At 73.2% G+C, this 13,286-nt stretch carries 12 protein-coding genes; 10 read left to right on the top strand and 2 right to left on the bottom strand.

What is annotated here, in order from left to right; translation table 11 throughout:
- Position 1 precedes the first annotated feature (1 nt).
- From ACI2L3_RS28765 to ACI2L3_RS28735, 7 genes are all read left to right on the top strand, one after another.
- Positions 2-1,645, top strand: coding sequence for a PucR family transcriptional regulator (locus ACI2L3_RS28765; protein WP_404755404.1), 1,644 nt, complete (start codon positions 2-4; stop codon positions 1,643-1,645).
- A gap of 182 nt (positions 1,646-1,827) precedes the next feature.
- Entirely contained in the window at positions 1,828-2,910 is a 1,083-nt protein-coding gene (locus ACI2L3_RS28760; RefSeq protein WP_404755403.1) for a M20 family metallopeptidase, read from the top strand.
- Positions 2,907-3,749, top strand: coding sequence for a GNAT family N-acetyltransferase (locus ACI2L3_RS28755; protein WP_404755289.1), 843 nt, complete (start codon positions 2,907-2,909; stop codon positions 3,747-3,749). Before ACI2L3_RS28760 ends, ACI2L3_RS28755 begins: the two co-directional genes overlap by 4 nt.
- 5 nt (positions 3,750-3,754) lie before the next feature.
- Positions 3,755-4,858, top strand: coding sequence for an o-succinylbenzoate synthase (menC, locus tag ACI2L3_RS28750; protein WP_404755402.1), 1,104 nt, complete (start codon positions 3,755-3,757; stop codon positions 4,856-4,858).
- A gap of 32 nt (positions 4,859-4,890) precedes the next feature.
- Positions 4,891-5,079, top strand: coding sequence for a hypothetical protein (locus ACI2L3_RS28745; RefSeq protein WP_404755288.1), 189 nt, complete (start codon positions 4,891-4,893; stop codon positions 5,077-5,079).
- A 27-nt stretch (positions 5,080-5,106) separates the two neighbouring features.
- Positions 5,107-5,802, top strand: coding sequence for a ribonuclease H (locus ACI2L3_RS28740; protein ID WP_404755287.1), 696 nt, complete (start codon positions 5,107-5,109; stop codon positions 5,800-5,802).
- A 166-nt stretch (positions 5,803-5,968) separates the two neighbouring features.
- Entirely contained in the window at positions 5,969-6,631 is a 663-nt protein-coding gene (locus ACI2L3_RS28735; RefSeq protein ID WP_404755286.1) for a M23 family metallopeptidase, read from the top strand.
- 32 nt (positions 6,632-6,663) lie between these two features.
- Here the strand turns inward: ACI2L3_RS28735 and ACI2L3_RS28730 are convergent, their stop codons facing one another.
- Together ACI2L3_RS28730 and ACI2L3_RS28725 are read right to left on the bottom strand one after the other, a co-directional pair.
- Entirely contained in the window at positions 6,664-7,485 is an 822-nt protein-coding gene (locus ACI2L3_RS28730; protein WP_404755285.1) for a phosphoenolpyruvate hydrolase family protein, read from the bottom strand.
- Positions 7,486-7,517: 32 nt separating this feature from the next.
- Entirely contained in the window at positions 7,518-8,771 is a 1,254-nt protein-coding gene (locus tag ACI2L3_RS28725; RefSeq protein WP_404755284.1) for a Tm-1-like ATP-binding domain-containing protein, read from the bottom strand.
- A 111-nt stretch (positions 8,772-8,882) separates the two neighbouring features.
- On the opposite strand from ACI2L3_RS28725, the gene ACI2L3_RS28720 reads away from it, so the two are divergent.
- From ACI2L3_RS28720 to ACI2L3_RS28710, 3 genes are read left to right on the top strand one after another with little or no spacing between them, the layout of a single operon-like run.
- Positions 8,883-10,337 (top strand): PLP-dependent aminotransferase family protein, encoded by a 1,455-nt coding sequence (locus ACI2L3_RS28720; protein ID WP_404755283.1) that lies wholly within the window; start codon positions 8,883-8,885, stop codon positions 10,335-10,337.
- A 12-nt stretch (positions 10,338-10,349) separates the two neighbouring features.
- Positions 10,350-12,092: an ankyrin repeat domain-containing protein gene (locus ACI2L3_RS28715; protein WP_404755282.1), complete on the top strand. Its 1,743-nt coding sequence runs from the start codon at positions 10,350-10,352 to the stop codon at positions 12,090-12,092.
- 47 nt (positions 12,093-12,139) lie between these two features.
- Positions 12,140-13,036 carry a GyrI-like domain-containing protein gene (locus tag ACI2L3_RS28710; protein WP_404755281.1) on the top strand — a complete coding sequence of 299 codons (897 nt, stop codon included), beginning with the start codon at positions 12,140-12,142 and terminating at the stop codon, positions 13,034-13,036.
- Positions 13,037-13,286 lie beyond the last annotated feature (250 nt).

Below are 13,286 nucleotides of genomic sequence, written 5' to 3'. Positions count from 1 at the left end.
CATGTCGACGCACCCCGCCCGCAGTCTCAGCCGGGTGCTCGAGGACTTCGGTCCGACCCTGCTCGATCTGGTGCACGGCGACCCGGTGGCCGCGGGTGAGCTGGGCGGTGTCGGCATCCACGATCCGTACGACGAGCAGCACCATCCCGAGCGGGCCGTCGTGCTCGGCGTCGGTGTGCACGGGACGGAGGAGATCTGCCGCCTGCTGCGCGAGCTCGCCGGGGCGGGCGCGGCGGCGTTGGTCGTGCGGGGCCCCACCGACGCTGACGCTGCCGCTGCCGCGGAGTTCGAGGCGGTGGCCGCCGAGACCGGGATCGTGCTGCTGGCGCTGACGCGCGGCGCTTCCTGGGCGCAGCTGGCCGCGATGCTGCGGACGCTGCTGTCCGAGGGGGACGTGGGCGGGGCCGGGGAGCAGACGCTCGGCGGAGTGCCTTCCGGGGACCTCTTCGCGCTGGCGAACGCGATCGCGACCCTGCTGGACGCGCCGATCACCATCGAGGACCGCCGGTCACGCATCCTCGCCTTCTCCGGGCGCCAGGACGAGGCCGACCCGCCGCGGGTGGAGAGCATCCTGGCCCGGCGGGTGCCGGAGCGCTATCTCCGTATCCACGAGGAGCACGGCGTCTTCGAGAAGCTGTACCGCAGCGAACAGCCGGTGCACATCCCACCGCCCGCCTTGGGCGACGAGGTCGCGCTGCCGCGCATGGCGATCGCCGTGCGGGCCGGTGACGAGATCCTCGGTTCGGTGTGGGCGGCTCTGCGCAAGCCGCTCACCCCGGAGCGCGAGGAGGCGTTCAAGGAGGCGGCCAAGCTGGTCGCCCTGCACATGCTCCGCTTCCGTGCGGGCGCCGACGCCGAGAACCGGCTGCGCGCCGATCTGGTGACGACGGCGCTGGAGGGCGGTTCCGGCGCGGTCGAGGCGCTGGGCCGGCTGGGGCTCGCCGACGAACCCGTCGTCGTCCTCGCCATGGGGCTCGAACCGGCCGCGGACGGGGATCACGCCCAGCTGACCGCCGAGCGCCAGCGTCTGACCACTGCGCTGGCCGTGCATCTGACGGCGGTGCAGCCGCGGTCCGCGGTGGCGCTGCTGGGCGATGTGGCCTACGCGCTGTTCCCCGTCCCGGACGATGCGACGGCCGCGCGGGAGCGGGCCGTGCGGGTGGCGGCGAACTTCCTGGAGCGCACAGGGGACCGGGCGGGCGCGGTCGTCGGGATCGGCTCGGTGGCCGCCGAGCCCGCGGCGCTCGCCCGGTCGCGGACGAACGCGGACCGGGCGCTGCGGGTGCTGTCCGGCGGCCGGGGCGCGGGGCGGGTCGCCGCCATCGGGGACGTCTACGTCGACGCGCTGCTGATCGAGATGCGGGACCTCGCGGTCGCCAACCGTGACGAACCGTCCGGGCCCCTCGCCCGGTTGGTGGCCTACGACAGACGGCACAACGCCCACCTGGTCGAGACGCTGCGGGCGTGGCTGGACGCGTTCGGCGACGTGATCGCCGCCTCGGCGAGCGTGTTCGTCCACCCCAACACGTTCCGCTACCGGATCCGCCGCGTCGCCGAAGTGGGGCAGCTCGATCTGCGGGATCCGTCGGCGCGGTTCGCCGCGATGCTGGAGCTGCGGCTCATGGGACTGTACGACCAGGGCTGACGGGACGACTGGGCTGACGCGGTCTTTCGGACCTCGGTACGAATCCGTGCCCCACACGCGTGACCCACGTACGAACCCCGCCCGCTCCGGGCTGTCTAGCGTGGCGGGCACCCCACCACTTGGAGGAGCCACCCGTGCAGGCCGACCACCTTTCCCGCCCGGCGCCGCCGCCCCTCGGCGCCATGCTCGACGACCTCGAGGAGCTCGTGTCGTGCGAGTCCTGCTCCGCCGACCACGCGGCGGTGGCCCGCAGCGCCCAGGTCGTCGCGGAGCAGGGCCACCGGCTGCTCGGTGCCCGGCCACAGATGCTGGTGACCGGCGGGGTGACGCACGTGCGGTGGAGCTTCGGGACGCCGCGCGTGCTGCTCCTCGGCCACCACGACACGGTCTGGCCCATGGGTTCCCTCAAGACCCACCCGTTCTCGGTGGCGGACGGCGTCGCCCGCGGTCCCGGCGTCTTCGACATGAAGGGCGGCCTGGTCCAGATGTTCCACGCCCTGGCCGGACTGCCGTCCCTCGACGGTGTCTGCGTCCTCGTCACCGGTGACGAGGAGGTCGGCTCGGGCACGTCGCGCGCGCTCATCGAGGACACCGCACGCGCTTGCCGGGCCGCGCTCGTCCTGGAGGCCGCCGCACCCGGCGGCGCCCTCAAGACCAGCCGCAAGGGCGTCTCCCACTACGGCCTCACGGTCCACGGCCGCGCCGCGCACTCCGGCCTGGAACCGGAGAAGGGCATCAACGCCGCGACGGAGCTGGCCCACCACCTCCTCGCCCTCCAGGACATCACCGACACGGTGACCGCCCGCACCGGCCCGGGGACGACGATCACCCCGACGGTCATGTCGGCCGGCACCACCGACAACACGGTTCCGGCCCGCGCCGAGCTGAGCATCGACGCACGGGTTCCCAGCCCGGCGGCGCAGGCCGCGGTCGACGAGCTCATCAAGGGCCTCGCGCCACACCACCCCGGCGCCCGCCTCCAGGTCGACGGCGGCCCCAACAGGCCACCCCTGGACGCCGAAGCGGCCCAGAGCCTGTTCGCGCTCGCCTGCGAGGTGGCCGCCCGGTCCGGGCTCGGCCCCCTCCAGCAGGCGGCCGTGGGCGGCGCGTCCGACGGCAACTACACCGCGGGAGTCGGCTGTCCGACGCTCGACGGCCTCGGGGCCGTCGGCGACGGGGCCCACGCCGACCACGAACACGTCGTGACCGCCACCATGCCGCCCCGCGCCCAGCTCCTCGCTCACCTCGTCGGAGCGCTGCTGTGAGCCACCTCGACATCCGCGAACTCCACACCATGGCGGAGTTCGAGTCCGTCTGCCGCCTCTACGCCGACGTCTGGGGCACGGAACCGGGTGCCGCCCCGGTCTCCGCCGAGATCATGTGCGCCCTGGCCCACGCCGGGAACTACGTCGCCGGAGCGTACGAGGACGGCCGGCTGGCGGGCGCGACCGTCGCCTTCTTCGGCGATCCCCCGGGCACCACCCTGCACTCCCACATCACGGGCGCCGCCATGGGCCGCGGCATCGGCCTGGCCCTCAAACTGCACCAGCGCGCATGGGCCCTGGACCGCGGCCTGAAGCGCGTCACCTGGACCTACGATCCCCTCATCCGCCGCAACGCCCACTTCAACCTCACCAAACTCGGCGCGCGGCCCGAGGAGTACCTGGAGTCCTTCTACGGCGCGATGGACGACGCCATCAACGGCGGCGACGAGTCGGACCGCGTTCTCACCGCCTGGGACCTGTCGGCCCCGTACCCGGACCCGGCCTCGGGCACCGGCCTTGACGGCGTGCCGCTGCCCGCCGGCGCCGCCCACGCCGTGCGCGACCACGACGGCCGTCCGCAACTCGGCTCGTCCGACGCCGAGTTCGTCCTCATAGACCTGCCGGACGACATCGAGGCCCTGCGCCGCGTGGACGCCCCGGCCGCCCGCGCCTGGCGGATCGCCGTCCGGGAGAGCCTCGGCGGCCTGCTCGCCGAGGGAGCCCGCGTCGTCGGCCTCCACGACCGGCGCAGCTACGTCGTCCAGCGCGTCCCCGCCACCCCCGTACACCTGCCGCACCTGCCGCACCTGCCGCACCTGCCCACCGGGAGCACCCAGTGACCAAGATGAAGATCTCCGGCATCGAGCTGCGCCGGATCGCGATGCCGCTCGTCGCCCCGTTCCGCACCTCGTTCGGCGTCGAGACCAGCCGCGACGTCCTCCTCGTGCGAGTCGTCACCGCCGACGGGGAGGGCTGGGCCGAGTGCGCGGCGATGTCGGAGCCCCGGTACTGCGCTGAGTACGTCGACGGCGCCCAGGACGTGCTGCGCAAGTTCCTCATCCCGGCGCTGCCCAAGGACGGCGTGGACGCCACGGTCGCGGGGCGGGCGATGGAGCCCTTCACCGGCCACCACATGGCGAAGTCCGCCCTGGAGAGCGCGATCCTCGACGCCCAGCTCCGGGCGTCGGGCGAGTCGTTCGGCTCCTACCTCGGCGCCGCGCGCGACCGCGTCCCCTGCGGTGTGTCGGTGGGCATCATGGATTCGGTCCCCGAACTCCTCGACGCCGTCGAACGCTATGTCGCCGAGGGCTACGTCCGCATCAAGCTGAAGATCGAACCGGGCTGGGACGTGGAGCCGGTCCGCGCGGTCCGTGAACGATTCGGCGACGACCTGCTGCTGCAGGTCGACGCGAACGCCGCCTACACCCTCGCCGACGCCCAGCACCTCACCGGACTCGACGCCTTCGGACTGCTCCTGATCGAACAGCCCCTCGCCAACGACGACATGGTGCAGCACGCGCAGCTCGCCAAGGTGCTGCGCACCCCGATCTGCCTCGACGAATCCATCGAGTCCGCCGCCCACGCGGCCGCGGCCATCTCCCTCGGCGCCTGCTCCATCATCAACGTCAAGCCGGCCCGGGTCGGCGGATATCTGGAGGCCCGCCGCATCCACGACATCGCCCGCGCCCACGGCGTTCCCGTCTGGTGCGGCGGCATGCTGGAGACCGGCATCGGACGCGCCGCCAACGTGGCGCTGGCGGCGCTGCCCGGCTTCACCCTGCCCGGCGACACCTCGGGCTCCCACCGCTACTTCGCCACCGACATCACCCCGCCGTTCGTCCTCCGGGACGGCCACCTCGACGTCCCCACCGGCCCCGGTCTCGGAACGGAGCCGCTGCCCGACGTACTCGACCAGGTGACGACGTCCACGGAGTGGATCACCCTCTAGTCTTGGGGCACCACTGACAAGGGAGGGGTCACATGAGCTTCATCATTTCCATGGGGATCGTGTTCGCGGCGGCGATCGGGCTGTGCCTGTTCACCCTGCGGCGCAGGAGCGGTTCGGGCGAGCGCGGCGCACAGGAGCGCGCGGCGGCCGAGCAGGGCCTGGCACAGGGACTCGGCGGCGCGAGCGCCACGCAGCAGAACATGGGGCCCGGCGCCACCTGAGCGGCGGCTCGATGAAATCATCGAGGAATGTCTGACTTGATCATTGCCGCCTGCGACGGAGCGGCGAAGAAGAACCCCGGGCCCGCCGCCTGGGCCTGGGTGGTCGCCGACGCCGAGGGCCGCCCGCAGCGCTGGGAGGCGGGCCCCCTCGGCCACGCCACGAACAACGTGGCCGAACTCACCGCACTGGCAGAGCTGTTGGAGGCCACCGACCCGGCGCGGCCGCTCGAGGTCCGGATGGACAGTCAGTACGCGATGAACGCGGTCACCAAGTGGATCGCCTCCTGGAAGCGCAACGGCTGGCAGACCGCGGCGAAGAAGCCGGTCGCCAACAAGGACCTCGTCGTACGCATCGACGCGCTGCTGCAGGGTCGTGCGGTGACGTTCCGGCACGTGGCCGCCCACCAGGTGGGCGGCGATCACCTCAACGCGATCGCCGACGTCGCGGCGAGCGACGCCGCGACGACCCAGCAGCCCGCGGGCACCGCCCACGGCGCCCGGGAAATCCCCGAGCCGCGCCCGGAGCGCATGACCGCCGCGCCCGCGAACCGCGCGTCCGGGAAGACCGCAGGACGTGCGAAGAAGTCGGCCTCGGGCGCTGTGATCAAGGCCAAGTTCCCCGGCCGCTGCCACTGTCAGAAGCCGTACGCCGCCGGCGAGAAGATCGCCAAGAACGCGCACGGCTGGGGCCACGTGGAGTGCCGGGACACCGTGGACGCCTGACGCGGCGCGCCTTCATTTCAGCGACGCGTTCCACCCCGATTCCAGTGAGCACTCTGCCGCTGGAGTGGACCGTGTTGATGTCGTCATGCGAAACACAACCCCTTGATTTCCCCCGGATGGCACAGTCGGCGTGCGCTCTGCCCGCCCGGGCGGTCTGCTTTCTGAAATGGGTTACGACATAGACAGCCCGCGTGAAGCGGGCACCACACGACGTGACGCACTGGGCATGGTCGCGGTGCTGCTGGCAGGCGGCGCCCTCTCCACGGGGGCGGCCGCGCCACCGGCCGGGCCGGAGCCCGACGACACCTGCCCGGCCACCTACGACGCCGAGTACGAGAAGGCGCTCGCCGACGCCGTCGAGGAGTTCCCGGAGGACGAGGAGCGAGGGCTCGCCCCGGACTCCGAGGCCGGGCCCCGCCGCCGGTACACCCTCCCGCTGCGCCGCCGCTACCGGATCACCACCCGGTACGGAGTGCGCGGCAACTGGCTCGCCGGTCACCACACCGGGGTCGACCTCGCGGTCCCCAGCGGCACCGCCGTGTACGCGGTGGGCGCCGGAGTGGTGGTGCTGGCCCGCTGGTCGGGTGCGTACGGCAAGTCCGTCACCGTACGGATGCCGGACGGGCACTACGCGCTGTACGCGCACCTCTCCCGCATCCGGGTGCGCAAGGGCACCCGCGTTCGCGCCGGGACGCGGCTCGGCAGCAGCGGCAGCACGGGCCGCGCCACCGGACCCCATCTCCACCTGGAGATACGGACCCGGCGCCACTACGGCTCGGACATCAGCCCCTACCGCTACCTGGCCCGGCGGGGCGCCCGCCTCTGGTAACGGCGGTAACGGCGCCGGAGCCGGGCAGGAGTTCACGAGCTCAGGGACTTGAACGCCCGCGTCTGCTCGACGATGGCGCGCTCGGTGGGCAGCCGTTCGATCGACGAGGCGCCGAAGAAGCCGACGATGCCGGTGGTGTGCTCGAGGACGTACCGCGCGTCCTCGGGCTCGGCGATGGGTCCGCCGTGGCAGAGCACGAGGGCGTCGGGGTTCACGCGCTTGGCGGCGTCGTGCATCTCCTGGACGGCGGCCGCCGCCTGGTCGAGCGTCATCGCCGTGCCCGCGCCGATGGAGCCCTTCGTGGTGAGGCCGACGTGCGGGACGAGGACGTCGGCGCCCGCTCTCGCCATGTCCGCGGCCTGCTCCGGGTCGAAGACGTAGGGCGCGGTGAGCAGGTCGCGTTCGTGGGCGGCGCGGACCATGTCGATCTCCAGGCCGTATCCCATGCCGGTCTCTTCGAGGTTGACCCGGAACGTGCCGTCGTACAGGCCGACCGTGGGGAAGTTCTGCACGCCGGCGAAGCCCATGGCCTTCAGCTGGTCGAGGAAGAGGTCGATGCGGCGGAACGGGTCGGTGCCGCACACGCCCGCGAGGACCGGAGTGTCCCGGACGACGGGCAGGACCTCGCGGGCCATGTCGACGACGATCTCGTTGGCGTCGCCGTACGGCAGGAGTCCGGCCAGGGAGCCGCGGCCCGCCATCCGGTAGCGGCCGGAGTTGTAGATGATGAGCAGGTCGACGCCGCCCTCCTCCGCGCATTTGGCGGACAGGCCGGTGCCGGCGCCCGCTCCGATGACGGGCCGGCCCGCGGCGACCTGCGCGTGCAGGCGGGCGAGTGCTTCCTTGCGGTTCATGGGGTGCTCCTCGTGCTCCTTAAAAGGTGGGGTCAGCGGCCGGCCGGTACGGCGGCACGTTCGCCGATCAGCTGGTGCAGGCGGTCGGCCATCGCGACCGCGAAGGACGCGTCGTTGATGTGGGCGTCGACCTCGTGCAGGCGTACACCGCTGCCGCACACGGTGGCGCGCAGGGCGTCGAGGCCCGTCCTGTCGGCCACCGGGTCGGCGAAGGGGGCGTCCGTCGTGTCCACGGCCGAGAGTCCGCGCAGCGGCCAGAAGATCTCGGCGGGTCCGCGGGCCGCGGCGAGCTTGTGACCGAGTACGGCGCCGAGGGCGGCCATCTCGCGGGCGGTCGTCCGCATCAGCGTGACCGTCGGGTTGTGGACCAGGAACCGGCGGCCCGCGAAGCGTTCCGGGATGCTCGCCTCCGGGCCGAAGTTGACCATGTCGAGGGCGCCGGGCGCGACGACCTGGGGGATGGCGGCGGCGCCCGCGGCGGTGAGCCGGTCGGGGCCCGCGCTGAGCACTCCCCCGACGAGTTCGTCGGCGAGTTCGGTGGTGGTCAGGTCGAGTACGCCGTCAAGGAGACCGTCGGCGGCGAGCTTCTCCACGGCGCGGCCGCCCGCGCCCGTGGCGTGGAAGACCAGTACTTCGTAGCCGAGTTCGGCGAGCCGGCCGCGGGCCGCGTCGACGGCGGGTGTCGTCACGCCGAACATGGTGGCGGCGACGACCTTGCGCCGCGGGCCCGCGAGCTCCTCCAGGTTGCGTTCCTGGCGGCGGGCCATGCCGGCCGCGGCGGCCGCCGCGTTGCCTAGGACGTGGCGCGAGACGGAGTTGATGCCGGCTATGTCGACGACGCTGTACATCATGGTGAGGTCGCTGCTGTCGACGTACGGTGTCACGTCACCGCCCGCCATGGTGCTGACCAGGACCTTCGGCACGCCGATGGGCAGGGCGCGCATGGCCTGCGCGGCGATGGCCGAGCCGCCGCTGCCGCCCGCCGCGAGCACCGCGTGGAGGCGTCCCTGCCGGTGCAGGTCGAGGACGACCCGGGTCAGTCCTTCGGCCATGGCGGCGATGGCCGCGCCGCGGTCGCCCGCGGCCCGCAGGCCGGCGAGTTCGTGCCCGGCGGCGCGGGCCACCGTCTCGGCCGGTATGTCGGGCGTGGGTGTCTGGGCGGGTGGCGGGAGGACGCCGACGTCGACCAGCAGGACGTCGCTGCCGTACTCGCGGAGCCGTTCGCGCAACCAGGCGTACTCCTCGCCCTTGGTGTCCAGCGTTCCGACGAGGACCACGGTCGCCATGTCCTTCACACTCCTTCATGTGCCCAGTGCCGATGATCCTGCGGCCGGCCCGTGGCCGGTGACAACGACCAGTGGGGCCGGATTGGCCTGCGGGTGGGCGAAGATGAGGGCATGGCGAAGATCCCGACAGCCCGTTTGTCACGGCTGCTCACCGGTTGGTCGTCCGAGAGTGCGGGGCCGCTGCCGCGGCGACTCGCCGATGCTTTGCGGGAGTTGGCCGAGCGCGCCGACGTCGCGCCCGGCACGACGCTGCCGTCCCAGCGCGAACTGGCCGGTGTGCTGGGGGTGAGCCGCTCGACGGTGACCGCCGCGTACAGCCTCTTGGAGGAGGCCGGGTGGCTGGAGAGCCGGCGCGGCAGCGGTTCGCGGCTGCGCGGTTCCGGGTCGGTGGAGCGGCACGCGGGCGAGGGGCGGCTCGCGAGCTTCGACGCGCGCACCAGCGGGGCCGATCTCTCCAGCGGCGCGCTGGACGGGCTCGGCGCGGTGGGCGACGCGGTCGGTGCGCTGTCGGCCGCGGACCTCGCGCCGATGCTGCGGGGCGACGGCTATCTGCCGCACGGGCTGCCGGAGTTGCGCGAGGGCATCGCGGCGTACTACCGGGAGGCGGGGGTGCCCACGGAGCCGGAGCAGATCCTGGTCACCTCCGGTTCGCAGCAGGCCGTGTGGCTGGTCGCGCAGGCCTTCGTCGACCCGGGTGACACGGTCGTGGTCGAGAACCCCACCTATCGGGGTGCTTTAGAGGCGCTGCGGTCGCGGGGCGCGCGGATCGTCCCGGTCGGCGGTGACCGTCCCGGGGCGGGCGGTGACGGCTCCGACGCCGCGGCGTTGCGGCGCCTGGGCGCGAAGGTGCGGCCGCGGCTGGTCTATCTGCAGCCCGCCGTGCACAATCCGACGGGCCGCAGCCTGGACGGCGCGGCGCTGCGGGAGTGGGCGGCGGCGCTGGGCGAGCGTGAACTCCTCACGGTCGAGGACACCGCGTGCGCGGAGCTCGGCCTGGCGGGCGACGGGGCTCCGGTGCCGCTGGCGGCGCGGCTCCCGATGGCGTCCACGATCACGGTGGGGACGCTGTCGAAGCTGTTCTGGGGCGGGGTGCGGGTGGGCTGGGTGCGGTCGTCGCCGCACATCGTCGCGCACCTCGCGAAGATCAAGACGTCGGTGGACCTGTCGAGTTCGGCGGTGGACCAGCTGGTGGCGGTGCGGCTGCTCGCCGGGCTTCCGCAGGCGCGGGCCACGCGCCGCGCGGTGCTGCGCGACCGGCTGGCGGGCGCGGAGAAGTTGTTGCGTGCCCGTGCCCCGCACTGGGAGTGGGACCGGCCGGCCGGCGGGCCCGCTCTGTGGGTCCGGGTGCCGGGCGTGGACACGGAGGCGCTGGCGCAGTTGGCGCGGCGCCGAGGGGTGGCCGTCGTGCCGGGTTCCGCGTTCTCCGCGGTGGACGGTTTCCGGGACCGGCTGCGGCTGCCGTACGCGCACGGCGTCGACCTGTTGGAACGGGCGCTGCCGACGCTGCTCGACTGCGCGGGGCGGAGCCGCGACAAGAGCGCGGCGTCCGATGTCAGACCCGGCTGACAGCATGCGGACATGGGATTCTTCGACGACTTGGTGCTGCCCGAGGAACCGGCCGAGCCGCGGGGCGAGGTGTTCAGGCTCGGCCCTGCGGGGGACGAGGCGGCCGCCGAGCGGCCGCCGTACGACTGGTTCGAGCCGGCGCTGGTGCCGCAGCTCGCGGTGGCCGGTGAGGGGCCGGAGGCCAAGGTGATGGTGACCGGCTGGTCGGTGTGGCCGGGTGCGGTCACGCTGCACCTTGCCGTGCACCGGCCGGTCCACCGGCAGGGCGATGACCGACGCCGGCAGTCCGGACTGCGGGTGGGGCTCCTGCTCGGTGACGGCAGACGCGTGACCTCGCTCGACGCGACGAGCGAGCAGACCGTGCCGGTGGTCGGACCGCCGGAGCTGCGGGCGTACGCGTCGCGGAGCGTGCCGACCGGACTGATACCGCTGGACCCCGGCGGCCTGGACCCCTCCTTGTTCAGGACCCGCGTCGACCTGTATCTGCCGGAGCTGCCCCCGCCGGGCGCGGCGCGGCTGGTGGTGGAGTGGCCCGACGAGGGCGTTCCGGAGACCGGCACCCCGGTCGACGCCGACGCCCTGCGCGCCGCGGCCGCGCACGCCGTGGAGGTGTGGCCGGGCCTGCCCGCAGCCCCGGCCGCCGGCGCCGAGTTCGCCATCCTCGGCCGCCCGGGCGGGCCGCCCGGTTTCCTCGCCCGGCCGATGTCCGCACACGAGCGCGATCTGCTGCGCCGGCGGGAAGAGGCGGAGCAGCGGTATGTGCCGCGGGGCGACTGGGAGCGCATGGGCTACGACGACTGGGGTGACGCGGCGCTGGTCCGGGCCCGGCTGGAGGGCGGCGCACCGGCCGACGCCGTCGCCTGGTCGGGCGCCACTCCCCTGCACCTGGCGGCGGAGCGGGGCTGCGCGGAGTCCCTGGCCGCGCTGCTGCCGCACGTCGAGCGGATCGACGCGCCCGACGAAGAGGGCCACACCGCTCTGTGGCACGCCGTCTGCACCGGCGACGAGGACAGTGTCCGTGCGCTGATCGAAGCCGGCGCGGATGTCTGGACGCCGCAGACAGGCCCCTGGTCGCCGGGCCGGCTGCTGCTGACGACGCCGCTCGCTCCGCTCGTCGCGGACCTGCCGGGGGCGGTGGCGCTGGCGCCCGGGGAACTGGCCGCGTTCCGCGCCGCGGACGCGCTCATCGACGCTTTCGCCCGGCCGGAGATGTGGACGGAGGGGCTCGGTGCCGCCTTCGTGCGCGGCCTCGACGCGGAGGAGGTCGTGCGACGGCTGGGCGGGGACCCGGCACGCTGCCCCGAAGTCCTCCTGGAACACGCCCCGTTCGACGAGGACGACTACGACACGTCCCTCCGCTTCGTCGGGGTGGCCGAGCTGCCCGGCAGCCCCGGCGGCTGCGTCATCACGCAGGACGGTTACATGCCGGCCGACGACGGCGTGCTGCGGGCGATATCGGCGGACACCACGGCCTACGGGCTGTACTTCAACCCCAAGGGCGGCACCCACGGCACACTGGCCAGGGACGGGCGGCTCGTGGAGCACGAGGAGATCGGCCTCACCCCGGACGGGACGGAGCCGCCCGCGCACTGGCACTTCCGCTTCTGGCAGTCCGGGCGCGGCGTTCCCTACGACGCACACGATCTCGCGTACGCCTGTGCGGCGGCCGGGCTCCGCGTCACCGACGGCCGGCCGGCCGTGGACGACACCGTGCCGCGGCGCTGGGTGGAGCTGCCGCCGCATCTCGTGCGCTGACCACGCGACGAGGGCGGGCGAGAGGGCAACGAGGGAAGGATCCGGGAGTGCTGGAGCGGCTGAACCAGGCCATGGAGTACGTCGAGCGTCACCTCGGCGAGACCGTCGAGGTGGCGGAGGCGGCCCGTATCGCGGCCACGTCGGAGTACCACCTGCGCCGGATGTTCTCCGCGCTCGCGGGCATGCCGCTGTCCGAGTACGTCCGGCGCCGTCGGCTCACCCTCGCGGGCGCCGAGGTGCTGGCGGGACGGGACACGCTCCTGGAGATCGCGGTGCGGTACGGGTACGGCTCGGGCGAGGCGTTCGCCCGGGCGTTCCGCGCCATGCACGGCGTCGGGCCCGGCGAGGCCCGGCGCACCGGAGCCACCCTCAGCTCCCAGTCCCGGATGGCCTTCCGCCTCACCGTCGAAGGCGGCGCCGACATGCGGTATCGCGTGGTGGACAGGCCGGACTTCACCGTCGTCGGCCCGAAGACCCGGGTGCCGCTGGTGCACACGGGGCCCAACCACGCGATCATCGACTTCGTCCGCGGCATCGCGTCGGAGGACGTGGAGCGTCTGGAGAAGCTGTCGGACGACGAGCCGCGGGGCATCCTCGCCGTCTGCGACGGCCTGGACCCGAGCCGCGCCGAGGGCACCGAACTCGACTACTACCACGGGGTGATCACTTCCGCGGCCGCCCCCGAGGGCTCGGCCGTACTGCCCGTGCCGGCCGGGACGTGGGCGGTGTTCACGGCGTCGGGCCCGGCGCCGGAGGCCATCCAGTACCTGTGGCGGGACGTGTACATGGAGTGGTTTCCGTCGAATCCGTACCGCGGGTGCCCCGGCCCCGAGATCCTGCGCACGCGCCTGTCGCCCGACAACTCCGAGGCGGACGCGGAGCTGTGGCTCCCGGTGGAGCGGGACCTGAGCCGACCGGCCTCCCGAGCGGACTCGCCTTCATAACTACTCTGCGTAATCGACGAGTTGACGCTCCATCAGTTTTGCTTGTCCGCTAATCCTATCGCCGTATGAGGGTAAGAACGGCTCTGAGCGGGAACGATTGACTCGTGACCTCGGTGCCGCCCAGGACTTCGATGGCATCCGGCGCCGGTCATCGCACGCCACGCCATCGACTTTCTGATTACTCTCCGTGAAGGGAAAGAGACACTGCTGGACTGGGATACGGGCACCGCCGACTTCACCTTCGGCCTGC

The sequence above is a fragment of the Streptomyces sp. NPDC029674 genome (genome assembly GCF_044903205.1).
Lineage (GTDB): Bacteria > Actinomycetota > Actinomycetes > Streptomycetales > Streptomycetaceae > Streptomyces.
The sequence above is the reverse complement of the archived record's forward strand: the minus strand, read 5'-3'. Positions and strand labels throughout refer to the sequence as shown.